A 21701-nucleotide genomic window follows, 5' to 3' on the forward strand; every position below is an offset into this window, starting at 1 on the left:
CCGGGTCCGCGGTGCCGCGCACTCGACACAATGTTGCAACCCTTTGCAACTCTGGTGACAGGCCGCAGACCGTATGAGAGTGGCAGAACACCGGACGAGGAGTCCTCGGCTCCACCGTCCGGTGGTCCACAAAGGTGGAGGGTGGTGCCGTGTCGGCGCAGCACCACCTTCCATCGTTGTTCCGTACGCCGGGGACTACCGGTCCTGGGGCCGTGCCCGTTCCACGATCGACGCCAGGTCCAGGCTGTGCGGCAGCGTCCCGAACGCGGAACCCCAGTCCCCGCCGAGCCGCGAGGCGCAGAACGCGTCCGCGACCTCAGCGGGAGCCCAGCGCAGCAGCAGCGAGCCCTGGAGCACGAGCGCCATCCGCTCCACCAGCCGCCTGGCCCGCGCCTCCACGGCATCCAGATCCGCCAGCTCGGTCAGCAGGCCCTTGATCGCGGCATCGAGCCGGTGATCGGCGCCGCGCGCCTTTCCCACCTCGAGCAGGAACGCGTTGAGGGCCTGCGGCTCGCGCTGGAGCGCGCGCAGCACATCGAGCGCCTGGACGTTGCCCGAGCCCTCCCAGATCGAGTTGAGCGGCGCCTCGCGCAGCAGCCGGGGCATCCCGGACTCCTCCACGTACCCGTTGCCGCCGAGACATTCCAGAGCCTCGCCGACGACGGCGCCGCACCGCTTCGTCACCCAGTACTTGGCGGTCGGCACCGCGATCCGCAGGAAGGCGCGCTCCGCGTCCGTGTCCGCGTCGTACGCGGCGGCGAGCCGCAGCGCCAGCGTCGTCGCCGCCTCGGACTCCAGGGCCAGATCGGCCAGGACGTTGCGCATCAGCGGCTTGTCGATCAGCAGTCCGCCGAACGCACTGCGGTACGCGGTGTGATGGATCGCCTGCGCCACCGCCTGCCGCATCAGCGCCGACGAACCGACCACGCAGTCCAGCCGGGTCGCCGCCACCATCTCGATGATGGTGCGCACCCCGCGCCCCTCCTCGCCGACCCGGCGCGCCCAGGTCCCGTCGAACTCGACCTCGGCGGAGGCGTTGGACCTGTTGCCCAGCTTGTCCTTGAGGCGCTGGATCGCGAACGCGTTGCGGGCTCCGTCCGGCAGGACGCGCGGCACGAGGAAGCAGCTCAGCCCGCCCGGCGCCTGCGCCAGCACCAGGAAGCCGTCGGACATGGGTGCCGAGCAGAACCACTTGTGGCCGGTGAGCAGATACTCGCCGTCGCCGGCCAGCGGCTCGGCGCGGGTCGTGTTGGAGCGCACATCGGTGCCGCCCTGCTTCTCCGTCATGCCCATCCCGAAGAGCACGCCGGCCTTCTGCGAAGGAGGCCGCAGCCCTTCCTCGTACACGTGCGAGGTGAGCAGGGGTTCCCACTCGGCGGCCAGTGCCGGATCGGTGCGCAGCGCGGGGACGGCGGCGTGCGTCATCGACAGCGGGCAGCCGTGGCCGGCCTCGGCCTGCGTCCACACCAGGAACCCGGCGGCCCGCCGCACGTGGCCGGCCGGCCGGCCCCAGGCATCGGTCAGACCGGCCGACACCGCATGCCCGAGCAGCCGGTGCCAGGCGGGGTGGAACTCCACTTCGTCGACGCGGTGTCCGTAACGGTCGTGCGTGCGCAGTCCGGGCGGATTCCCGTTCGCCTGAGCACCCCACAGCTGCGCCTGGGCGGAACCGGCGGACAGACCGAGCGCCCGGAGTTCTCTCTGCGCCTCGGGGAGGATCTCGGGCGCGATGTGCCGCTCGACGGCTTCGGTGAGGGCGCGGTCGGTGGCGAAGACGTCATAGCCGACCAGCGGCGGAACCTGGTTGGTCACTGTGTGGGTGCTTGCTGCCATGCCGATACGGTAAGGACGTGCAGGCAGCAAAAGAAACACCCGAGCGGCCACCGGGGCGGCTCCACCGGGCTCGAGTCCTCTACCGCAACGTATCCAAGCGCCAGATGGCGTGGCAGTTGCTCAAGGACACGGTCAACTCGTGCATGGAGTACCGCATCCTCGGTCTCGCGGCCGAGGCGGCGTTCTTCACCCTGCTGTCACTGCCGCCGCTGCTGCTCGGGCTGATCGGCCTGCTCGGCTACGTCGACGACTGGACGGCCACCACCACGGTCGCCTCCATCGAGCGCAACATCCTCGGTGCGGTGCAGACCGTGCTGTCCGAGCGGGGCGTGAAGGACATCGCCAGGCCGCTCATGGACGACGTGACGACCGGTGCGCGCCCCGACGTCATCTCGCTCGGCTTCGCGATCGCCCTCTGGTCGGGTTCCCGGGCGGTGAACGTCTTCATCGACACCATCACCGTGATGTACGGGCTCGACGGGCACCGGGGCATCGTCAAGACCCGCCTGCTCGCTTTCCTGCTGTACGTGGTCGCGCTGCTGCTGGGAGCGGTGGTGCTGCCGTTGCTGGTGGTCGGTCCCGACCGGGTGGTGGAGTTCGTCCCGTGGGGCACCGAGGTACTCGCCGTCCTGTACTGGCCGTTGGTCATCGTGCTGTCGATCGCGTTCCTGACGACGCTCTACCACGTCTCGGTACCCGTCCGTTCACCGTGGATAGAGGACGTTCCCGGTGCGCTGGTGGCGCTCGGTATGTGGGTGGTGGGCTGCTTCCTGCTGCGGATCTACCTCACGAACACGGTCGAAGGGCCCACGATCTACGGTTCGTTGGCGGCGCCCATCGCTGTCCTGCTCTGGATAGGTATCTCAGCATTCGCCGTACTCGTCGGTGCCGCGGTGAATGCCGCGATCGACCGGGTATGGCCTTCACTCGCCACCGCCGCGGCCCGTGCGGCCAACGAGCGGCTGCGGGCGGCCCAGGCGGCCGAGCTCGTGGCCCGGACCCAGTCGGCGAACTGGGACGCCTACGCGGACGACGAGGACGACGACGTGTACATGCCGTCCGAGTTCCCCGAGCGCTGGTCCCGCTTCCTGCCGCCGGACGACGTGAAGTCCCGGCTCCACGCGAACCGCGACAAGGACCCCAAGGAGCAGTGACGCCGTAGCGTGGTGCCCATGGGTGCGGGCGGACGGTACGAGGAGCGGTCGTCGCGCTTCGGCGGTGCGGCGGTCTGGAAGTGGAGCGGGCCGCGCGACCCGGCACGGTCCGTCCTGCCCGACGGCTGCATGGACCTGCTCTGGACCGGCGGCCGGCTCCTCGTGGCGGGCCCCGACACCCATGCGTTCACTTCCGACGAGGCCGGCCCCGGAGCGTGCACCGGCATCCGCTTCGCGCCCGGAACGGCACCAGCACTGCTCGGCGTACCCGCGCACGAGCTGCGCGACCGGCGGGTCCCCCTCGACTCGGTGTGGCCGGGCGCGGAGGTCCGCAGACTGGCCGAGAGGATCGACGACGCCGCCGACCCTGCCGCCGCGCTGGAGGACATCGCCCTGCGCCGGGCCGCCGACGCGAGCCCGCCGGACCCGCTCGCGCTGTCAGTCGCGGAGCGGCTCGGGCAGGGCCTCTCCGTCGCCGACACGGCCAGGTCGGTCGGCCTGGGGGCCCGCCAGCTGCACCGGCGCTCCCTGGCCGCCTTCGGATACGGGCCGAAAACCCTCGCCAGGGTCCTGCGGCTGCAGCGCGCCCTCACCCTCGTGCGAGCCGGAACGCCGTACGCCGAGGCCGCCTGCGCCGCCGGGTGCACCGACCAGGCGCATCTGGCCCGTGAGGTGCGGGACCTGGCCGGTACGACGCTCGGCGGCTACCTCGCCGTGCTGGGCGGGGCCGGTCAGGCGCCGGCGAAGAGCGACACGGCGCTGCCGTCCGGATCGAGCACGACGGCATAGCGCTGCCCCCACACGGCGTCCCAGGGCTCCAGGTGGCCTTCGTATCCGGCACCCGTCAGTTCGGCGTACACCGCGTCGACCTCAGCCGGGCTGTCGCACAGGAAGGCGAGGCCGACGCGCTCGCCGCCCTTCGACCCGGTCCAGTCCGGATCGAAGGTGCGGACGACGTCCTCCGTGTCCCACAGCAGTCGCTGCCCACCGGGCAGGGCCACTTCGACGTGGGGTGCGGATTCGGCGTCGGCGGGGATGTCGAGCCCGAGCCGGCGGTAGAAGGCGAGCGATGCGGCCAGGTCCGCGGTCGTGATGCCGATCGCGTCGAGTCGTGGAGTCATGGACCGAAGGTATGCGGGTCACCGCTCGCAGGTCTTGTACGAAACGGTCACCGAGCTCACCCGGTGCAGGCGGTGGGCGAGGTACCCGGGTCCGTCAGCGGGAGGCCGAGCTGCGCGCGTTCGGTGAGCCAGCGGGTCGGCCGGTGGCGGGGGTCCCCGGTCGTCGCGTGCAGGGCACGCTGCAGTTCCAGCATCCGTGCGGCACCGATCCGGTCGCCCCAGGCGAGTGGTCCCACCGGGTAGCCGAGCCCGGCCGTCACCGCCAGGTCGATGTCCGAAGGGGTGGCGAGCGAGCGCTCGGCGATCGACGCGGCGACGGACACCACCGATGCGAGCAGCCGCTGCGCCACCGAACCCGCCGTGTCCCGCACCACCGACACGGCGAACGGTTCCTCGCCGTCCGCCGCGCGGGCCAGTACCGCCCGGGCGTCCCGCGCGGCCGTCGGACCGGCCGCGGGCGTCACCGCGAGGACACGGCGGCGGCCCGCCGCGGGCAGCGGGTCCACACCGAAGGTGCGCCCGGCCGGCAGGCCCAGCGAGGCCACCGCGGCGGCCACCGTGGTGCCCCAGACCGGGACCAGGACGAGAGCATGGGCGGAGGGCGCGGGGCCGCTCTCGACGGCGGCTCCCGCGGCGGTCAGCGCCGCGCGGAGGGCGTCGGCGTCGGACACCGGGCCCGTGCCCGTGCCGGAGGGCGAGCCCGCGCCCGTGCCCGTGCCGGAGGGCGAGCCCGCGCCCGTGCCCGTGCCGGAGGACGAGCCCGCGCCCGTGCCCGTGCCGGAGGACGAGCCCGCGCCCGTGCCTGTGTCCACCACGAACACCGGCCGGTCGCCGTCGCCCGTCACCGGCGCCTCCGCGGCCGGGGCGGGCGCCTCGGAGCCGTACGCGAACCAGCCCCGGCCGGTCTTGCGGCCGTGCAGGCCCGCGGCCACCCGGTTCGGGGTCAGGTACGAGGGGCGGAGCCGGTCCTCGTACCGGAAGCCCTGCCAGATCGAGTCGATCACGGCCGCCGTCACATCGAGCCCCGTGAGGTCCATCAGCTCGAACGGGCCCATCCGCAGCCCGAGCACGTCCCGCGCGATCCGGTCGATGCCCGCCGGGTCGGCGACCGACTCCTCCAGCAGCGCGAGCGCCTCGGTCACCAGACCGCGCCCGGCGTGGTTGACCAGGAAGCCGGGGGTGTCGGCCACCGTGACCGCACGGTGGCCGCAGCTCTCGACCAGCTCGGTCAGCGCTTGCGGGATCTCGGAACGGGTGGCGGCTCCCGGCACGATCTCGACGATCTTCATCAGCGGTACGGGGTTGAAGAAGTGCAGCCCCGCCAGCCGCGTCGGGTCCTTCAGCGACGCGGCGATCCGGGTCACCGACAGGGACGAGGTGTTGGTCGCGAAGACGGCGGAGCCGGGCAGGGCCTGCTCCAGCTTCCCGAACACCTCCGCCTTGGTCTCCAGGTCCTCCCGTACGGCCTCGATGACCAGGTCGACGTCAGGTCCCTGTGCCCAGGGATCGTCCAGGGGCACCAGCCGCTCCAGGGCGGCAGCACAGTCCCCGGCGGACATCCGGCCCTTGTCCACGGCGCGTTCCAGCATGGACCGTACGAAGTCCACGGCCGCCGTCACCGCCTCCGTACGGACGTCGCACAGCTCGACGGTGTGTCCGGCGGACGCCGCCCACTGGGCGATACCGCGGCCCATGGCTCCGGCGCCGACGATCCTGATACGCATGGAAGATGGGGTCCTCTCGGGGTTCGGGACGGTGAGTCGTCTCAGCGAAGATAGACGCGGTCCGGGTCGACGTCCTCCCGCAGGAGCCGCAGCTCCGCGGCGGTGGGCGGTGGCACGGTCGCGACCGAGTCGGCCACCTTCAGGTCCCAGCCCGTCGCCGCCCGCGCCTGCTCGACCGTGACACCCGGATGCACCGCGACCAGCCTGAGCTCCTCGCCGATGCCCTCGCGGGCCAGGATGCCCAGTTCGGTGATGACCCGGGTGACGCCGATCCCCAGCGGCCGGATGCCCTCGGCGAGCGCGCGGTCCGGGCCCGGTGTGGTGCAGAAGTCCAGGGTCCCGGTGAAGGAGCGCGGATTGTGCCGGCGCATCACGACGAAGACCTCACGGGAGTTGGCCATCACCTCGATGCCGCCGCCGGAGCCGGGCAGCCGCACCGAGGGGCTCTCCCAGTCGCCGATCACGGAGGTGTTCAGATTGCCCCACCGGTCGATCTGCGCCGCGCCCAGGAAACCGACGTCGATGTGGCCGCCCTGCAGGACGTTGCCGAACAGGGCCGGCATCGACAGCACCGCCTCCGCGCCGGAGATGAGCACGGCGTCGGCGATGGTCTCGGGCAGATGCGAGGGGTGCGCCCCGCAGACCCCGGACTCGTACACGACCTCGATCTGCGGGGCCACCGTCAGGTGGGCCAGCTCGGTGGCGAGCGTCGGCAGTCCGATTCCGGCGAAGACCGTGCGGCGCGAAACCAGTTCGCGGGAGGCGACGACGGAGAGCAGCTCCGAGGACGTGACGGTGCCCGGCTCGGTGGTGGTGGTCATGACCAGCTCCTTCTCGTGTTCCGCGCTCACAGCCGGCGTCCGTAGTTCACGGGTTCGCTGAGCGCCTCGCCGACCGCGAGCCCCGCCCAGAAGTCCTCGCCCAGCTTGGCGACGTACTCGGAGTGGTCGGCCGTGCCGTACACCCACTCCCGAAGCCACTCCTGAAGCCGTTCCGGGTCCTTGCTGATGTGCGACCAGGCCCGGTAGAAGTCGTTGTCCCGGTCGTAGTAGCCCTGCGCGAACGAGGGGTGCGCGCCGCGCGGGCAGACGACGACGGCATCCACCGCATGGGCGGGGACGAGCGTGCGGTTCGGGTCCGAGCGGACCACCTCGTCGCCGACGATCTCCTCCACGACGACGACGGCCTTGCCGGCCGCGTACACGGCCTCCGCCTGGATGCCCGTCAGCCCCCACATCTGCGTGTTGCCCCGGCGGTCGGCCCGCTGGGCGTGGATGAACGTCACATCCGGGTTCACGGGCGGCACGACATAGATCTGCTCGGTCTCGCCGTCCGGCCCCGGATAGGGCGAGGCGACCTTGCGCAGATCGCTGTTGACGGACGGCAGATCGCTGCCCCCGTAGCTGCGCAGGGGGTAGAACGGCAGCCGCTGGGCTCCGGCGAGATAGCGGCAGATCATGCCGTAGTGGCTGTACTCCTCGAAGGCGAGGGGTGCGGGATCGCTGCTCTCGATCCGGCGCCGCAGCTCACCGAGCGAACCGGCGGAGGAGTTGCCCACGAAGGAGGAGACCAGCCGCGAGACGCAGCCCGCGGCGATCATCTGGTCCACCACGATGTCCGCGGTCATCCGTACGACCGTGAGGTCCCGGCGGCCCTGGCGGATGATCTCGTGCCCGGCCGCGGTGGGGATGAGGTGGGTGAAGCCCTCCAGGCAGACGGTGGCGCCGTCCTGGACGAAGGCGGCGACGGCCGCCTTCATCGACATGGTCTTGTCCGGCCCGTCGTCGGCCCTGTCCGTCCGGTCCACGGTGCTCCTCGGCGAGTGTGTGCTGGTCGCCCTACCGTGTCAGCGGCCATTGATTGCTGTCCAATACCAAATTAAGGTCGGATCAAGACCGCTGATTAATGAATGGGTGTTCCGTATGGAACTGCGTCATCTGACCGCCTTCACCGCCGTGGCCGAGGAGCTGCACTTCGGCCGGGCCGCCAAGCGGCTGCAGATGGCGCAGCCGCCGCTCAGCCAGCAGATCCGGCAGCTGGAGAAGGAGCTCGGCGTCCAGCTCTTCGAGCGCAACACCCGCTCGGTGCGGCTCACCAGCGCGGGGGAGTCCTTCCTCGAACCCGTACGGACGGTGCTCGAGGACCTCGACACGGCGGTACGGGCGGCCAAGGCCGCCGGGCGCGGCGAGTACGGCCGGGTCACGATCGGCTTCGCCGGTGCCTCCAGCCACGAGACGCTGCCGCAGCTGACCCGGGCCGTCCGTGCGGCCCACCCCGCGCTGGAGCTGGTCATGAAGGGGCAGACGTACGCCAACGTCGCCCTGTCCCGGGTCGCCGACGGCTCGCTCGACCTCGGCTTCGTCCGCCTGCCGGTGACCCAGCCGGGGGTGGCATACCGGGTGATCGACGAGGAGGAGCTGCTGTGTGCGCTGCCCTCCGACCACCGGCTGGCGCACCTCGAGAGCATCCCGATCGGGATCCTCGCCGACGAGCCGTTCGTCTCCTTCCCGGCCAACACCGGATCCACCGTGCGCGACGCGATGGTCGAGGCGTGCGAGGCCACCGGCTTCAATCCGCGTGTCGTGCAGGAGGCCCCCGACTCGTACACGATCCTGGCCCTGGTCGCCGCGGGCGTCGGTGTCACCCTCACCGTCTCCTCCTGCAGGCACATCCAGCAGAACGGGCTGGTGTACCGGCCCCTCGCCGGCCCGCCCATCCGGCGACAGGCGGCGCTTGCCTGGCGTGCCGACAATCCGTCCGCGGCGCTCCGTGCGGTGCTGGCGGTCGCCGAGGAGGCCCTGCCGACGCCGTAGGGCACGCCCCGGGGGTGATTGAGACGCGCTGCGTCTTGAAGAGGGGGCAACTCGATATTGGACCGACTCAGTGGTCGGGTGCGAAGGTCGCCCCACACACCCGAACCGCCGAAAGGTGTCCCCCGTGCCCGACCAAACCGATGTCGTCATCTGCGAACCGCTGCGCACCCCCATCGGACGTTTCGGCGGAGCGTTCGCCCAGCAGACGCCGGCCGCGCTCGCCGCACGCGTCATCGCCGAGGTCGTCGCCCGTACGGGGATCGACCCGGCCCGGGTCGACGAGGTGATCCTCGGCCACGCCTACCCCACGTCCGACGCCCCGGCCATCGGCCGGGTCGCCGCCCTCGACGCAGGGCTCCCCGACTCCGTCACCGGCGCCCAGATCGACCGGCGCTGCGGGTCCGGCCTCCAGGCCGTCCTGGACGCGGCCATGCAGATCCGCGCCGGATTCAGCGATGTCGTGATCGCCGGCGGCGTCGACGTGATGAGCGCCGCCCCCTACTACACGCACGACGGGCGCTGGGGCATCAAGGGCCCCGGGCTGCAGCTCCACGACTCACTGGCCCGCGGCCGGGTCACCGCCGGGGGCGTCAACCACCCCGTACCCGGCGGCATGATCGAGACCGCGGAGAACCTGCGGCGCACCTACTCCATCAGCCGCGCCGACCAGGACGCGCTGGCCCTGCGCTCGCAGGCCCGCGCCGCCCGCGCCGCCGCGGAGGGCCGCTACGACGCCGAGACCGTCCCCGTCACCGTACGCACGCGCAAGGGCGAGACGGTCGTGACCGCCGACGAGCACCCCCGCCCCGACACGACCGCCGAGCAGCTCGCCGCGCTGCGGCCCATCATGGGCAAGTCCGACCCGGAGGCGACCGTCACCGCAGGCAACGCCAGCGGCCAGAACGACGCTGCCGCCGCCTGCCTGGTCACCAGCGCCGCCACCGCCGAACGGCTGGGACTGACCCCTCTGGTCCGGCTCGTCTCCTTCGCCCGGGCCGGTGTCCCCGCCGCGACCATGGGCATCGGTCCCGTACCGGCCACCCACGCGGCCCTGGGCCGCGCCGGTCTCACCCTCGCCGACCTCGACCTCATCGAGATCAACGAGGCCTTCGCCGCCCAGGTCCTGGCCTGCACCCAGGAGCTGGGCCTCGGCGAGAAGGACCACGAGCAGCGGATCAACGTCAACGGATCCGGAGTCTCGCTCGGCCACCCCGTGGGCGCCACCGGGGCCCGCATCCTCGCCACGCTCACCCGCGAGATGCACCGCAGCGAGGCCCGCTACGGCCTGGAGACCATGTGCATCGGCGGCGGCCAGGGCCTCGCCGCGGTCTTCGAGCGCGTCACCGCCTGACCGCCCCCCGTCCCCGTCCTCGACACCTCCTTCCCCCATCGCGTGACAGCGGGCGTCCCGCCAGGCGCCCCTGTCCGCCATGCCCCCATCCGCTTGATCAACGATGTTCACGGGAGCCACCAATGAGTGCGTCCACCGCAACCGCACGCGAGAAGACGAAAGCCGCCAACCGCGCAGGATTCGGAGCCTTCATCGGCTCCACCATCGAGTGGTTCGACTTCTACATCTACGGAACCGCGGCGGCGCTCGTCTTCGACAAGGTGTTCTTCCCCGAACTCGAAGGGCCCATGGGCACTCTGGTCGCCTTCGCGACCTTCTGGGTCGGCTTCCTCGCCCGCCCCATCGGCGGCATCGTCTTCGGCCACTACGGCGACCGCCTCGGCCGCAAGAAGACCCTCGTCATCACCCTGCTGATGATGGGCATCTCCACCACCGCGATCGGTCTGCTCCCCGGCTACGCCTCCATCGGCATCGCCGCCCCGATCCTGCTGGTCTGCATCCGCATGATCCAGGGCATCGGCCTCGGCGGTGAGTGGGGCGGCTCCGTCCTGATCGCCTCCGAGCACGCGCCCAAGGGCAAGTCCGTGCTGTACGGGGCCTTCGCCCAGCAGGGCTCGCCCGTCGGCAACACCCTCTCCACGGTGAGCTTCCTGGCCATCAGCCAGCTCCCCGACGCCGCCTTCGTCTCCTGGGGCTGGCGGGTGCCGTTCCTCGCCTCCGCCGCACTCGTCATGGTCGGCCTGCTGGTCCGGCTGAAGGTGACCGAGTCCCCGGCCATGGCCAAGCTCATCGAGAAGAAGGAAGTCGTCAAGCTCCCGCTGACCGAGGTCCTGCGCAGTCACCCCATGCTGATCGTCCTCGGCATCGGCGCCTGCACGATCGGCCTGTCGGCGACCTACTTCAAGTCGACGTTCGCCCTGTCCTGGGCCACCACGTCGCTCGACTTCGACCGCAGCTCGTTCCTGACGATCATCCTGGTCGCCAACATCACCCAGATCATCGTCCAGCCCTTCGGCGCCGTCCTCGCCACCCGGATGAAGAGCTGGTCCCGCGCCGTGACCGTGATGCTGCTGCCCGAACTGATCCTGATGCCGCTGATGTTCATCCTGATCAGCACCGAGAACTACGGTCTCGCGATGCTCGGGGTCGCCGTCGCCACCATCCCGCACTGCCTCTACTACGCGGCCCTCGCCGGCATGCTCGCCAGCCGCTTCCCGGCCCATCTGCGCTACACCGGCATCTCGCTCTGCTACCAGCTGTGCGGCACGCTGCTCGGCGGCACGACCCCGATCATCGGCCAGTTCCTGCTCAACCGGACGGGCTCGATCACCGCGGTCATCGCGTACGCCGTCCTCCAGGTGGCGCTGACCCTGGGCTGCATGCTGCTCCTGCTCAAGCGCCCCAACCACGACGAGCAGGCCGCGGAGCCGGTCGCCGCCCGCCGCACCGTCCCCGTCACCGCCTGACCGCGCCCCGTCCGAAGAGAACGGAGTACCGCCCATGCCCCTGACCGTGCACGGCATCCCGGAGATCCTCGCCCTCGGCGGGCGCGACCTCGGGCACTCCGCCTGGAAGGAGGTCACCCAGGAGCTCATCGACACGTACGCGTACGTCTCCGGTGACCACCAGTGGATCCACACCGACGCCGAACGCGCCGCGGCCGGCCCGTACGGGCGCACCATCGCCCACGGCTACATGGTCCTGAGCTGGGGCATCCCGATGTTCGGCGAGCTGCTCCAGGTGAGCGGCGTGGGGCGGGCGCTCAACTACGGGGTCAATAGGGTCAGGTACCCGGCGCCCGTCCCCGTCGGCAGCCGCGTACGGCTGCACGCCTCCGTCACCGAGGTGAAGGAGGTCCCGCGGGGCGGCGTACAGATGACGCGGGCCTTCACCTTCGAACTCGAAGGGTCGCAGAAGCCGGCCTGCGCCGCGGAGTCGCTGACGCACTTCTACCCGTGAGGGCCGCCTCGCGGCGGTGAGGACCGCCTCCCCGCCGCGAGGACCGCCCCGAGGACCGCCCCGTCGGGGCATCCGGACGAGGTGTGCACGGCAGTGCTCGTCCGGTCCGCACCCGTGTTCGGCGGAGGAGACCGCGGGCAGCGGTCCTACGTCCCGAACAGCGCGGGACGGGGTGCTAGCGGGTGGCGAGCCGCTCCAGCAGGGCGGCGCTCCGTGCCAGCAACGTCCTCTCCGCATCCGTGAGTTCGGCCTCGATGGCCTGCGCGAGCCAGCCGGCCCTGCGGCCGCGCTCCGCTTCGAGTGCGGCCCGGCCCGCGTCTGAGAGCTCGACCAGCGACTTGCGGCCGTCCGTGGGGTGTGCCCGGCGCGTGATCAGGTTCTGCTCCATGAGGAGTCCCACCGCCCTGGCCATCGACTGGGGGCGTACGCGCTGATCGGCGGCGAGGTCGCTGGTGGTCATGGCGCCGTCGCGGTCGAGTGCGCCGAGGACGGCGACCTGGCCCAGCGGGATGTGGTCCTCGTGCTTGACGCGCCGGGTGAGCTTGCCCATCGCGGTGCGCAGTTCTGCGGCGATGGTGGCGGCTTCCGAGGTGGGCATAGGGCACTTTACCCCGTTGTCAGCAGGGCTGAGCCGCTGACCTGCACAGCAATGCTGTACAGCCAAACTGATCAGCATTGCTGTATTGTTTCGTCCTGTCGGGCTCAGCGCCAGCGTTGTCGCAGCCGGGGCCACGGCACACGAAAACAAGAAGGAACCCCCATGCCCGCAGGAGCAGCCGGAACCGTCGACACCACCATCAAGACCGTCACAGCCCGCCGGATCATCGACAGCCGGGGCAACCCGACGGTCGAGGTCGACATCGTCCTGGCGGACGGCTCCCTGGGGCGCGCGGCGGTTCCCTCCGGCGCATCCACCGGCGCCCGGGAAGCCGTGGAGCTGCGCGACGGAGACACCTCGCGCTGGCACGGCAAGGGCGTCGACCGCGCGGTGGCCCACGTCAACGGGGAGATCGCGGCGTCCGTTCGCGACCGGGACGCGGCGGACCAGGAGGGCCTCGACGCCGCGCTGATCGCCCTCGACGGCACTGCCACGAAGGCCCGGCTCGGCGCCAACGCGGTCCTCGGCGTCTCCCTCGCCACCGCCAAGGCCGCCGCGGCGGCCCACCACCTGCCCCTCTACCGCTACCTCGGCGGCGCCGACGCCCACCTCCTGCCGCTGCCGATGATGAACATCGTCAACGGCGGCGCCCACGCCGACAATCCGCTGGACTTCCAGGAGTTCATGATCGCGCCCCTGGGTGCGGACACCTTCGCCGAAGCCGTACGCATGGGCAGTGAGGTCTTCCACACCCTGCGCCGCGACCTGCTGGCCGCCGGGCACTCCACGGGCGTCGGAGACGAGGGCGGCTTCGCGCCCGCACTGCGTACCGCCGAGGAGGCGCTCGACTTCGTGATGACCGCCATCGAGCGCACCGGCTACCTCCCCGGCACGGACATCGGCCTGGTCATGGACCCGGCGTCGTCGGAGTTCTTCCGCGACGGGGTGTACGACTACACCGGCGAGGGCGTGCGCCGCACCCCCTCCCAGAACGCCGACTACTTGGCCGGGCTCATCGACGCCTACCCGGTCGTCTCCATCGAGGACCCCATGGCGGAGAACGACCTGGACGGCTGGCGCGAGCTGACCGCCCGCGTGGGCGACCGCTGCCAGCTCACCGGGGACGACGTGTTCTGCACCGACGAGACGCTGCTGCGCGAGGGCATCCGCACCGGCGTCGGCAACTCGGTCCTGGTCAAGGTCAACCAGATCGGGACCCTGACCGAGGCACTGGCCACGGTGGCCACGGCCCACCGGGCGGGCTGGACGGCGGTCATGTCGCACCGCTCGGGCGAGACGGAGGACACCACCATCGCGGATCTCGCGGTGGCGACCGGCTGCGGTCAGATCAAGACCGGATCGCTCTCCCGCTCCGACCGCACGGCGAAGTACAACCAACTGATCCGGATCGAGGAGGAGCTGGGCGACTCGGCGCGCTACGCGGGCCGCTCGGCGCTGCGCCGGGCGTGAACCCCGGACGGACCGAGGCGCACGCCGACCAGGTGGCGCGCGGTGCGCGCCACGCGCACCCACTTCGACGGCATCCGCCCCCGGCCGAACGCACCCACTGCGTCTGGGGTGTGAGGCGGCTGCGGACCTCCTGCTACCGGACGCCGCCGTACAGATAGCTCGAACTGCCGGCGAGGGTCGCGCGGCACCAGGTGTCCACCGCTTCCTGGTCCATCGCGGTCCAGTCGGGAGTGCGTTCCACCTGGGCGCCGCCCAGCCGGCGGCCGAGCTCCATCAGCCGTGCGCCCTCCGCGGTGCGCTCCCGCGCGTAGTGCCGCAGCGCCTCGGCGGGCGAGGAGGACCCGCGCAGCGCCTCCTCCAGACACAGGGCGTCCTGCAGCGCCTTGACCGCGCCGCTCGCCGTGTGCGGCCGGGTGACGCCTGCCGCGTCCCCGGCCAGCAGGAACGGCGGATCCGCCGAACGGGGTGCGTGGAGGTCGGTCACCGGGTGGCAGACCATGGACGTGTGCTCACCGCGGGCGACGATGTCCGCCCACTCGGAAGGGAAGTGCTCATCGGCGATCTCCCGTACGTACGAGGCAAGTTCCTGCGGATCGCCGGGCTCCGGCACGGGCGGCTTCGCGTAGACGGCGTAGGCGAGCAGACGCTCATCGGGTCCGGCTCCGCCGCCCCGGGGGATCAGGTAGAAGATGCCGTGTCCGCCGGGGTAGCCGATGGTGATCCAGGCACCGCGCAGGAGCTCGAGCTGCCGCTGATGCCCGTCGAGCGCGCTCAGCGGGAGCGCGCCGCGCCACACCGTGTACCCGGCGGGCGACGGACTCAGCCCGGGGGCGAGTGCGTGCCGGGTGAGTGACCGGTGCCCGTCGGCGCCCACCACGATGTCGTACGACTCCTCCGCCCCGGCCGTACGGACGAGGGCGTGCCCCGAGGCGGTCCGTTCGACGGAGGTGACGGGACGGCCCCGGTGGTAGCGGGCGGTGTCGGCGTTCGCACGCAACGCCCGCCACAGCAGCCCCCAGTTGCACGGCGTGACCGGGCTCGGCTGGCGGGCGAACTCGCGAGCCGCCCGCTGCCCCGGCTGCCGGGTCAGCCAGACGCGCGTGGCCACCGGTGCCGTGGGCATCGCGGCGTCCAGATAGCCCGTGGAGACGAGCTGTCCGTGCAGGGGAGGCGGGATCACGATGCCCAGACCGCGGTCCTGGAGGTCGCCGGTGCTGCGCTCGTACACGGTGACGTCCGCCCCGGCCCTGGAGCCCGCGATCGCCATCGCGCACCCGGCGATGCTTCCGCCGACCACGCCCATCCGTAAGCCTGTCGCTGCCACGCCACTGCCGCCTGTCCGTCGTCCCGGGAGGTGTCGTCCCCATGGTCGCAGCCGGCCCGGTGCGGCCGGGGGACAACACCTGCTTCGGGAACAAGGGCCGCCCGCACAGCATCGATCGCTGTGCGGGCGGCCCTTGTGCGTGCGTGACGGCTGGGGAACTAGCGCTGCGAGTTACGGGTGCGCCGCAGCAGCACCGCGCCGCCCAGGAGCAGCGCAGCACTCGCACCGGCGGCCAGGCCGAGGTCACCCGCGCCGGTCTCGGCCAGCTGCGAGCCGGGGGTGTTCGGGCCGGGGTTGCCGGCCGGCGGCTGGTCGACCGGGGGCTGATCCACCGGCGGCTTGGAGGTCGGCGGCTCGTCGACCGGCGGCTCGGAGGTCGGCGGCTCGTCCACCGGCGGCTCGTCGACCGGCGGCTCGGAGGTCGGCGGCTCGTCCACCGGCGGCTCATCGACCGGCGGCTCGTCGACCGGCGGCTCGTCCACCGGCGGGTGGCCGTGGTCGCGACCGCTCACGTTGGCGCAGGAGTTGCCGCCCGTGGGATTCAGCGCGCCCACGATGTCGACGGTGTTGCCGCAGGCGTTCACCGGGATGTCGATGGGCACCTGGGCCAGGTTGCCCGACAGCACGCCGGGCGAGCCGGTTGCCACGCCCTCCGCGCTCGCGCCGGAGCCGTGACCGCCGGAGCCGTGTCCACCGGAGCCGTGGCCGCCCGACCCGTGACTGCCGGACCCGTGTCCGCCGTGGCCCTTGTCGGAGCTGACGTTCGCACAGGTGTTACCGAAGGCGGGGTTCAGCAGGGCGATCACATTGACGGTATTGCCGCAGAGGTTGACCGGGATGTGCACCGGGACCTGCACGGCATTGCCCGAGCCCACGCCAGGCGAATTGGCGGCGACGCCGTCAGCCGACGCATCGGCGTGCGCATAACCGCCGGCGGCGGACAGGATGCCCGACGCCGCCGCCATGACGATCATGCTTTTATTCAGAACCTGTCGCATTACTTGCCCTTCTTCGGGATATTCACGTGGGCAGTGAGCCCGCAGAATCATCGCGCGGTGCCGCTGGTGTGCCGGGGCGGTGGCCCCGGCGGTCACTCATTCCATCTACGCGGACTACTTCATAACGACAGGGGACTTGCGTGGGAAACTCGGAGAGTCGTGGAAATTATGTAACCACTCGAATGGGTCACGTACATGCGTTCACTTGACGTGGGGTGCCTGCGGATTCCCGGCATTCGGGTGAACGGGGAGAACCAAACCTCGGGCGAAGAGTTGGGCAGGTCGCTCCGCCACGGAGCAATCAGTACGAGAAGGGTTCATCGTGATCAAGAAGGTTCTGGCTACGGGTGCCGTCGCCGCCTCCATCCTCGGTCTCTCGGCAACGAGCGCCATGGCGCTCGGTGACGACACCGGCACGACGTCGATCAACGGCAACGGTGCTGTGTCGGAGTTCGGCAACAGCGTGACCAAGGGTGACCAGAGCCCGCAGCTCAGCCTGGTCCAGGGCTCGCTGAACAAGCCCTGCGTCGCCCTGCCGCTCAAGGCGAACGTCGGTGGGCTCCTCGGTGCCCTCGCGGTCGGGGTCCAGGACATCAACGTCCTGTCGAGCCCGCAGAACCAGCAGTGCACCGACAACTCCACCCAGGCCAAGGGTGACGAGGCCCTGTCGCACATCCTGAACGACATCCCGGTTCTCTCCGCGAACGGCGCCGGCAACGGCTGATTCGGACTGCACAGACCGGCCCGGGCCGCCGACACTCCTCCATCGTGCGGTTCGGGCCTGCGTCATTCGGGGGGTTTTTCAAGAAACTGCTTCCAGAGAGTTTCGATAACGCCCGCCAATCGTTACGCATTACAGAACCGGAGCCACGAGCGCATTCTCAACAGCGCTCGTGCGGCACGAAAGGCGTGACCGCTCAGGGCTCCGCTGCAGAAAGGGACGAAAGTGAAGTACACCAAGGTTGCCGCCATCGCCGCCGGAACGCTCATGGCGCTGGGTGCCGCTGCGCCGGCCATGGCCGACTCCGAGGCCGAGGCCATCGCGGCCCACTCCCCGGGTGTTCTGTCCGGCAACGTCATTCAGGCGCCGATCAACATCCCGATCAACATCTGCGGCAACACCGTGAACATCATCGGTCTGCTCAACCCGGCCTTCGGTAACGTCTGCATCAACGACTGACGTTTTCCCGGTCGAGTCGATGGCCAGTCATCGGCAGGCCCCGGACCGCATAGCTGCGGTCCGGGGCCTTCTCGTTTCTGCGGACGAGAAAGTATGTGCTGTGCAGTTGCCCGTTCGCGGGCGGATCGTTGTCCCTGGTGAAAGCGGTGGAAGTCACAGGTAAAGAAGACTTGTGCGGCGCGGTACGCGACCGAAACAGATGCCGCTCCAGAAGGGAACCCGAAAGTGAAGTACGCGAAGACTGCCGCCCTTGTCGCCGGTTCCGTGGCCGCTCTCGGAACGGCCGCTCCGGCCTTCGCCGTTACCACCGCCACGGCCCCACACTTCAGTCTGACCAGTGGTGTGAACGAGATCTCGTCCACCACGCCGCAGCTCGCGGACCAGGTGGTGAACCCTGTGGTGGGTGCGGTAGGCGACACCACCGAGGCGGTCCAGGAGGACGGCACGGTCAGCAAGCTGGCGGACGGTGCGACGGGTGCGGCCAGGAGCGCCGGTCCGCTCCTGGGCGGGCTGCCCCTCGGCGGCTGATCCGGTCGCGGGACGCGTTCCCTCCCGATGCGCGTCATTCCCGTTGCCCTTTCCGCGTAATCCTGCGGTGGCCTGGACGAATTAAGAATCGTTCGAGTGAAACGGCACAACCAAACCCGCCGGAACGAGTTGTTCACCATGCTCCGGACAGGCGGGCAACAGAAGAATCAGAAGGGCTAGTTCCATGATGAAGAAGTTTCTGGCGTCGGCGGCAGTTGCTGCCTCCGTCGTAGGCGTTTCCGCCGCTGCGGCCCCCTCGGCCATGGCCATCGGCAACGACCATGGCACCACGTCGGTCAACGGCAACGGCGCCGTGCAGTCCTACGGCAACAGCAGCACGTACGGCGACATGAGCCCTCAGATCGGTCTCATCCAGGGATCGTTCAACAAGCCCTGCATCGCCCTGCCGGCCAAGGCCAACATCGGTTCGCTCCTCGGTGCCGTCGGTGTCGCGGTCCAGGACGTCAACGTCCTGTCCTCGCCGCAGAACCAGCAGTGCACCGAGAACTCCACGCAGGCCAAGGGTGACGAGGCCCTGTCGCACATCCTGGACGACATCCCGATCCTCTCGGGCAACGGTGCGGGCAACCGCTGAGGCCCGATAACTCCTGTCCTGCCTCTCCGCAGTTCATGACCTGAGGGGCCGGTCCATCCCTGCGGCAACCGTTCGTCGGAAGCCCGGGTGAACCGGCCCCTCAGGGCTGTCCGCCCCTCGTGTCCGCCGCCGGTCTGCAGGTCGGGTAGCCCGATAGTGCGGGAATTGGGCCGGTTGCCCCGATCGCGGCCGACGCGGGCCGTCCGGTCGGGTAGGTGCCCTTCATGGACCAGTACGACAGTCACCATCCGCCCGGCCGTGAACCCCGGCCGGAGGACGCCACGCCCATCTACGACAGGCTGCTCGCCGAATGGTGCGAGGCGGCCCGGCGCGAGGCCGTGGGGCGCCCGCAACACCCGGCGTCCGGTGGGCCGGTGCGCGGCAGGGAGAGCGCCTTCGTCCCGGCCGCGCGCACAGCGGAATCCACGGGAAACAGCAGGTAGGGAACGTCGACCCGGCGCCGCGTCCAACCCGTTTGAGTGGTGTAGCGGAACCGAAACCTCCACTTGAGGTTAGTCAGTACGTTCCACAACGGGACGCTCCGAAAGGTGAAGCTTGATGAAGAAGATGATGGCCGGCGCGGCTGTGGCTGTGTCCCTGGTCGGTCTGTCCGCCGCCGCGGCCCCCTCGGCCATGGCGATCGGCAACGACCACGGCACCACCACGGTCAACGGCAACGGCGCCGAGTCGAGGTTCGGCAACAGTGCCACGCTCGGCGACCAGAGTCCGCAGCTCAGCCTGGTGCAGGGCTCGCTCAACAAGCTCTGCGTCGGCCTGCCGGCCAAGGCCAACGTCGGTGCGCTGCTCGGTGTGATCGCCGCGGTCGCGGTCCAGGACGTCAACGTCCTGTCCAACCCGCAGAACCAGCAGTGCGCGGACAACTCCACCCAGGCCAAGGGTGACGAGCCGCTCTCGCACATCCTGAACGACATCCCGGTGGTCTCGGCCAACGGTGCGGGCAACAACTGACGCCACTGAGCGCGACGATGCCCACCACTCCACGGGGGGTGGTGGGCATCGTCATGTCCCGGTGCGGCGCGTGCCGGCTCAGGTCAGGCTGCGTACCGGCAGGAGGCAGTGGGCGGAGGTCCCGATGACCTCCGGGTCACCCACGAAGGACCGCAGCAGTTCCTCGTCGACCGGCAGTCCCGGAGCGGCCGCCGGCCACGGGCGCGTGGCGAACATGCCGTGCACCTGGCCCTCGGCCTCGGCGACCGCGAGCCACTCGCGCGGGACGGTGTACTGCGCCTTGAAGTGAGGCATCGTCAGGACGACCTGGCCGGACTGGATGAGGAGCTTGACCGGAAGGTTCGGCTTCTCGGCGGCGTCCAGGGTCTCGCCCCCCACCCGCAGTCCGCTGCGCTCGAGAGCCACGCGCATGGCCTTCTCGCCCGTCTCCGGCCCGTCCTGCCCGTCGCCGAGCGAGTAGGTGAGGAGAAAAGCGACGTCACGGCCGGTCGCGGCGTTCTCGCCGCTCCAGGCGAGGAGGATCTGTGTGCCCAACTGGGCCTGTGCGAACGTGCCGGTGGCTGTCTGCGGTGAGGTCATGTCCGGCACCCTAATGGCCTGAGACCGGTTGTTGTGCACGCGTATCACCTGATCGAGGGAGGTCTCCTGGCAAGCCGGACGAACACTGCGGCCCGGTGTTCGTGCGCGAAAACCCGTTGACGCCGCGGGGTGGACCCGCGCTAGGGTGTGCCCAGTTGAAGGAATCAGGAGGTGAGGACATTGATGACTGTCGTTGCGATGGGCGCTGCCCACAACCAGAAGAGCATCGTTCTCACCCCCGTGGCCGCCGGCTGACCTTCACCTTTCCCTCCGCGCCTGAGCGCGCGGTGCCGGGGCCACCCTTGTGAAGGGTTTCCCTTGTCTTTCCCCATTCTTCCGGTTTCCGATTCGTCGCACCCGCTGGCCGCGTACGGCTGGGACGACGACTGGGCCGCCGCCTTCGCCCCGTACGCCGAGCAGGGACTCCTGCCCGGCCGCGTGGTCAGGGTGGACCGCGGGCAGTGCGACGTGGTCACCCCGGACGGCACCCTCAGGGCGGACACCGCGTTCGTGGTGCCCCGCGATCCGATGCGGATCGTCTGCACCGGCGACTGGGTGGCCGTCGACCCCGACGGCGACCCGCAGTTCGTCCGCACCCTGATTCCACGGCGCACCGCCTTCGTACGCTCGACGTCCTCGCAGCGTTCCGAGGGTCAGGTGCTCGCCACCAACATCGATCACATCGTCATCTGCGTCTCGCTCGCCGTCGAGCTGGATCTCGGACGGCTGGAACGGTTCCTGGCGCTGGCCATGTCCAGCACCGCAGGCGCCGCCCTGCTGGGCGACGGGAAACAGGCCGAGGAGTACGAGGCGCACCCGCTCGTGGTGCTCACCAAGGCCGATCTCGTCCCGGACGCCGTGACGCTCTCCCATCTGGTCGAGGACATCGAGCGCATCGCCCCCGGGGTGCAGGTGCTGCCCGTCAGCTCCGCCACCGGCGAGGGGGTCGACGTGTTCGGCGCCATCGTCTCGGGCGGTACGAGTGTGCTGCTCGGGGTCTCCGGTGCGGGCAAGTCGACCCTCGCCAACACGCTGCTCGGCGAGGACGTCATGGATGTCCGGGCGGCGCGCGACGTGGACGGCAAGGGCCGGCACACCACCACGACACGCAACCTCCTCGTGCTGCCCGGCGGGGGCGTGCTGATCGACACCCCCGGGCTGCGCGGGGTCGGGCTCTGGGACGCGGAGGCCGGCGTCGGCCAGGTCTTCTCGGAGATCGAGGACCTGGCGCAGCAGTGCCGTTTCCACGACTGCGGCCACGAGGCGGAGCCGGGCTGCGCCGTGCTCGGCGCGATCGAGGACGGGACGCTGCCCGAACGGCGCCTCGACAGCTACCGCAAGCTGCTCAGGGAGAACCACCGGATCGCGGCCAAGACGGACGCCCGGCTGCGCAGCGAGACCATGCGCGAGTGGAAGCGCAGAGGCTCGGAGGGCCGGGCCGCCATGGCGTTCAAGCGGGAGGGCAGGGTGCGGTAGCGCGGCCGGACCACCTGGTTCGACGTCCG

At 70.6% G+C, this 21701-nt stretch carries 23 protein-coding genes; 14 read left to right on the plus strand and 9 right to left on the minus strand.

Going from position 1 to position 21701, the window contains the following annotated elements; all coding sequences use genetic code 11:
- Positions 1-195: 195 nt before the first annotated feature.
- Positions 196-1833: an acyl-CoA dehydrogenase family protein gene (locus ABZS61_RS16560; protein WP_356420645.1), complete on the minus strand. Its 1638-nt coding sequence runs from the start codon at positions 1831-1833 to the stop codon at positions 196-198.
- 104 nt (positions 1834-1937) lie between these two features.
- On the opposite strand from ABZS61_RS16560, the gene ABZS61_RS16565 reads away from it, so the two are divergent.
- Entirely contained in the window at positions 1938-2987 is a 1050-nt protein-coding gene (locus tag ABZS61_RS16565) for a YihY/virulence factor BrkB family protein (protein WP_356421123.1), read from the plus strand.
- An 18-nt stretch (positions 2988-3005) separates the two neighbouring features.
- Complete coding sequence (locus tag ABZS61_RS16570; RefSeq protein ID WP_356420648.1) at positions 3006-3776, plus strand: DUF6597 domain-containing transcriptional factor; 771 nt, start codon at positions 3006-3008, stop codon at positions 3774-3776.
- On the opposite strand, the gene ABZS61_RS16575 is transcribed toward ABZS61_RS16570, so the two are convergent.
- Genes ABZS61_RS16575 through ABZS61_RS16590 form a run of 4 tightly spaced genes read right to left on the minus strand, consistent with a single transcriptional unit; the run spans position 3719 to position 7597 of the window.
- Complete coding sequence (locus ABZS61_RS16575) at positions 3719-4108, minus strand: VOC family protein (RefSeq protein WP_356420651.1); 390 nt, start codon at positions 4106-4108, stop codon at positions 3719-3721. The two genes, ABZS61_RS16570 and ABZS61_RS16575, sit on opposite strands and share 58 nt — an antisense overlap.
- A gap of 56 nt (positions 4109-4164) precedes the next feature.
- Positions 4165-5832 carry a 3-hydroxyacyl-CoA dehydrogenase NAD-binding domain-containing protein gene (locus ABZS61_RS16580; RefSeq protein WP_356420654.1) on the minus strand — a complete coding sequence of 556 codons (1668 nt, stop codon included), beginning with the start codon at positions 5830-5832 and terminating at the stop codon, positions 4165-4167.
- A 41-nt stretch (positions 5833-5873) separates the two neighbouring features.
- Positions 5874-6653, minus strand: a complete 780-nt coding sequence (locus tag ABZS61_RS16585; RefSeq protein WP_356420657.1) for a CoA-transferase — start codon at positions 6651-6653, stop codon at positions 5874-5876.
- A gap of 26 nt (positions 6654-6679) precedes the next feature.
- Positions 6680-7597, minus strand: a complete 918-nt coding sequence (locus tag ABZS61_RS16590) for a CoA-transferase (protein ID WP_356421126.1) — start codon at positions 7595-7597, stop codon at positions 6680-6682.
- A gap of 157 nt (positions 7598-7754) precedes the next feature.
- Between ABZS61_RS16590 and ABZS61_RS16595 the strand changes: the two genes are divergently transcribed.
- The 4 genes from ABZS61_RS16595 to ABZS61_RS16610 all read left to right on the plus strand — a co-directional run bounded on the left by ABZS61_RS16595 (position 7755) and on the right by ABZS61_RS16610 (position 11955).
- Positions 7755-8645 (plus strand): LysR family transcriptional regulator, encoded by an 891-nt coding sequence (locus ABZS61_RS16595; RefSeq protein WP_356420661.1) that lies wholly within the window; start codon positions 7755-7757, stop codon positions 8643-8645.
- 124 nt (positions 8646-8769) lie between these two features.
- The gene (locus ABZS61_RS16600) at positions 8770-9996 is read left to right on the plus strand and encodes an acetyl-CoA C-acetyltransferase (RefSeq protein WP_356420663.1); all 1227 of its coding nucleotides are present in this window, start codon (positions 8770-8772) and stop codon (positions 9994-9996) included.
- Between the two features lie 122 nt (positions 9997-10118).
- Positions 10119-11462 carry an MFS transporter gene (locus ABZS61_RS16605; RefSeq protein WP_356420666.1) on the plus strand — a complete coding sequence of 448 codons (1344 nt, stop codon included), beginning with the start codon at positions 10119-10121 and terminating at the stop codon, positions 11460-11462.
- A gap of 34 nt (positions 11463-11496) precedes the next feature.
- Positions 11497-11955 (plus strand): MaoC family dehydratase, encoded by a 459-nt coding sequence (locus ABZS61_RS16610; protein WP_356420669.1) that lies wholly within the window; start codon positions 11497-11499, stop codon positions 11953-11955.
- 175 nt (positions 11956-12130) lie between these two features.
- Here ABZS61_RS16610 and ABZS61_RS16615 read toward each other — a convergent pair whose 3' ends face one another.
- A complete protein-coding gene (locus ABZS61_RS16615) occupies positions 12131-12553 on the minus strand; it encodes a MarR family transcriptional regulator (RefSeq protein ID WP_356420671.1) in 423 nt (140 codons plus the stop codon).
- Between the two features lie 162 nt (positions 12554-12715).
- Between ABZS61_RS16615 and eno the strand changes: the two genes are divergently transcribed.
- Positions 12716-14023: a phosphopyruvate hydratase gene (gene eno, locus ABZS61_RS16620; protein ID WP_356420674.1), complete on the plus strand. Its 1308-nt coding sequence runs from the start codon at positions 12716-12718 to the stop codon at positions 14021-14023.
- A gap of 133 nt (positions 14024-14156) precedes the next feature.
- On the opposite strand, the gene ABZS61_RS16625 is transcribed toward eno, so the two are convergent.
- Complete coding sequence (locus ABZS61_RS16625) at positions 14157-15347, minus strand: FAD-dependent monooxygenase (protein WP_356420677.1); 1191 nt, start codon at positions 15345-15347, stop codon at positions 14157-14159.
- A gap of 158 nt (positions 15348-15505) precedes the next feature.
- Positions 15506-16345, minus strand: coding sequence for a chaplin family protein (locus tag ABZS61_RS16630; RefSeq protein ID WP_356420680.1), 840 nt, complete (start codon positions 16343-16345; stop codon positions 15506-15508).
- 322 nt (positions 16346-16667) lie between these two features.
- Here ABZS61_RS16630 and ABZS61_RS16635 point away from each other — a divergent pair, with 322 nt between their 5' ends.
- The 6 genes from ABZS61_RS16635 (at position 16668) to ABZS61_RS16660 (ending at position 19617) form a co-directional block, all read left to right on the plus strand.
- Positions 16668-17069, plus strand: a complete 402-nt coding sequence (locus tag ABZS61_RS16635; RefSeq protein ID WP_356420683.1) for a rodlin — start codon at positions 16668-16670, stop codon at positions 17067-17069.
- A 222-nt stretch (positions 17070-17291) separates the two neighbouring features.
- Positions 17292-17525, plus strand: a complete 234-nt coding sequence (locus ABZS61_RS16640) for a chaplin (RefSeq protein ID WP_356420686.1) — start codon at positions 17292-17294, stop codon at positions 17523-17525.
- A gap of 225 nt (positions 17526-17750) precedes the next feature.
- Positions 17751-18053 carry a hypothetical protein gene (locus ABZS61_RS16645; RefSeq protein WP_356420689.1) on the plus strand — a complete coding sequence of 101 codons (303 nt, stop codon included), beginning with the start codon at positions 17751-17753 and terminating at the stop codon, positions 18051-18053.
- 184 nt (positions 18054-18237) lie between these two features.
- Positions 18238-18648 carry a rodlin gene (locus ABZS61_RS16650; RefSeq protein ID WP_356420691.1) on the plus strand — a complete coding sequence of 137 codons (411 nt, stop codon included), beginning with the start codon at positions 18238-18240 and terminating at the stop codon, positions 18646-18648.
- A gap of 224 nt (positions 18649-18872) precedes the next feature.
- Positions 18873-19091, plus strand: coding sequence for a hypothetical protein (locus tag ABZS61_RS16655; RefSeq protein WP_356420694.1), 219 nt, complete (start codon positions 18873-18875; stop codon positions 19089-19091).
- 115 nt (positions 19092-19206) lie between these two features.
- Positions 19207-19617: a rodlin gene (locus ABZS61_RS16660; protein WP_356420697.1), complete on the plus strand. Its 411-nt coding sequence runs from the start codon at positions 19207-19209 to the stop codon at positions 19615-19617.
- Positions 19618-19695: 78 nt separating this feature from the next.
- Here the strand turns inward: ABZS61_RS16660 and ABZS61_RS16665 are convergent, their stop codons facing one another.
- Positions 19696-20196 (minus strand): DUF5949 family protein, encoded by a 501-nt coding sequence (locus ABZS61_RS16665; RefSeq protein WP_356420700.1) that lies wholly within the window; start codon positions 20194-20196, stop codon positions 19696-19698.
- A 318-nt stretch (positions 20197-20514) separates the two neighbouring features.
- Here ABZS61_RS16665 and rsgA point away from each other — a divergent pair, with 318 nt between their 5' ends.
- The gene (rsgA, locus tag ABZS61_RS16670; protein ID WP_356420703.1) at positions 20515-21672 is read left to right on the plus strand and encodes a ribosome small subunit-dependent GTPase A; all 1158 of its coding nucleotides are present in this window, start codon (positions 20515-20517) and stop codon (positions 21670-21672) included.
- Positions 21673-21701 lie beyond the last annotated feature (29 nt).

Origin of the sequence: Streptomyces sp. NPDC005566 (genome assembly GCF_040605575.1) — a bacterium.
Classification (GTDB): domain Bacteria; phylum Actinomycetota; class Actinomycetes; order Streptomycetales; family Streptomycetaceae; genus Streptomyces.